Origin of the sequence: Scytonema millei VB511283 (assembly GCF_000817735.3) — a bacterium.
In the GTDB taxonomy this organism is placed as follows: Bacteria; Cyanobacteriota; Cyanobacteriia; order Cyanobacteriales; family Chroococcidiopsidaceae; genus Chroococcidiopsis; species Chroococcidiopsis millei_B.
Genome location: NZ_JTJC03000006.1, coordinates 10,074 through 11,582, shown reverse-complemented (window position 1 = coordinate 11,582; position 1,509 = coordinate 10,074). Strand labels below are relative to the sequence as shown.

The 1,509-nt window shown below is 41.4% G+C and carries 2 protein-coding genes and 1 pseudogene; all 3 read left to right on the top strand.

Annotated features, from left to right (window positions below; all coding sequences use genetic code 11):
- A pseudogene (locus QH73_RS19495) lies at positions 1–324 on the top strand (hypothetical protein); the annotation flags it as partial.
- Positions 314–685 carry a hypothetical protein gene (locus tag QH73_RS28385; protein WP_236147097.1) on the top strand — a complete coding sequence of 124 codons (372 nt, stop codon included), beginning with the start codon at positions 314–316 and terminating at the stop codon, positions 683–685. The pseudogene QH73_RS19495 and the gene QH73_RS28385, both read left to right, overlap by 11 nt.
- Entirely contained in the window at positions 660–1,286 is a 627-nt protein-coding gene (locus QH73_RS28380) for a hypothetical protein (protein ID WP_236147096.1), read from the top strand. Before QH73_RS28385 ends, QH73_RS28380 begins: the two co-directional genes overlap by 26 nt.
- The last annotated feature ends 223 nt before the right edge of the window (positions 1,287–1,509 follow it).

Genomic DNA, 1,509 nt, shown 5'->3' with positions numbered 1-1,509 from the left:
CAACACCGTAACGTTATGACTTTTATGAATATATTCGCTCATTCCTCACATTTTACGCCGCAGAGCGGCGGGGAATTTGACCCGCAGAGATTAAAGGTGCAGCCTTTTGTCGATCCCGACCCGTTTCAAGAACTGACTTATCCCACAGTTATTGCGGCAAAACAGGCGATTGCTGAGTATCTGGCACGACCGCTAGCTAAACTTACCCCCGGACAAATAGCTTATATTAACGCAACTTTGGACAGCACGCTAAATAAACAAGTGGTAATGGAAAAAATTCGAGATTTCTTTAATCCCTTACCAGGAAGTCACCATGCTGAGTGATGTAATGAATTATTTTGGACTGAAACGAACTTTGGAATATGTATGTTTTTTTGAGACTGAAGAACAAGCCCATTTATTCAAAGAGCTAAAACCCCAAATTCGGCAAGGTCGATTAATTGCCATAGCAGGGGTTATTGGTTGTGGCAAGACGACTATTTTGCAGCGGTTGCAATTAGAATTAGCTTCGGAAAAAGACATAATTATTTCCAAGAGCCTTGCAGTTGACAAAGATAAAGTGACCTTGGGGACTTTAATGGCTGCTTTGTTCTGCGATTTAGCTACAGAAAAAGATGCCAAGCCACCAACCCAACCAGAACAACGCGTTCCTCTTGCTATTGGCGTTGATTCAGAAATGCCGTAAACCAGTTGTATTATTGGTGGACGAAGCCCACGACCTTCACAGCAGTACGTTAATCAAAATTAAACGCTTGATTGAATTGGTACGCCTTCAGGGTGGCATTCTATCGATATTATTGGTGGGGCATCCCAAGTTGAAGAACGATCTGCGCCGACCATCTTTAGAGGAAATTGGTGCTAGGACGACTGTATTTAGCCTCGAAGGTATTCGCGGACACCAGACGGAGTTTATTCATTGGCTTTTAAGTGAATGTATTCACGAGGAATATTTGGTATCCGATCTAGTGACTGATGAAGCAATTGCATTTTTGGCGGAACGATTGACGACTCCGTTACAAATCGAGCATTATTTAAAGCTAGCATTTGAATCTGGTTACAAGGTGGGTACAAAACCAATTACAACTGGAATAATTGAATCCGTTTTAGCTCATGCCATTAATGATTTAGAACCTCGCTTAATTCGGCATGGTTATAATGCCAAAGTGTTAGCAGAATTATTGAATGTACGGATGGCTGAGGTGAATTCTTTTCTCCACGGTCAATTGCCTCCTGGTCGAACCCAAGATTTGAGAGACCAAATGCTGAAAATGGGAATTCCTGTGTAGAGGGAAATTGAATTTATCGCACGCCAGTTGGATGTAAAAACGGGAAATACCTTATACAGAGTTTTTTGAATTCGCTCGTGTCCGATTTATATACAAATAAATGAACATATACGTCCGGCTAAAAGATTCGTATTTCTTGGACACTTTTGCCGCTATAAATACTGCAACTTTGACTCTAATTGGGTTACAGCCTATTTGCAGTGAATGTGGTTTGATTTGCAGT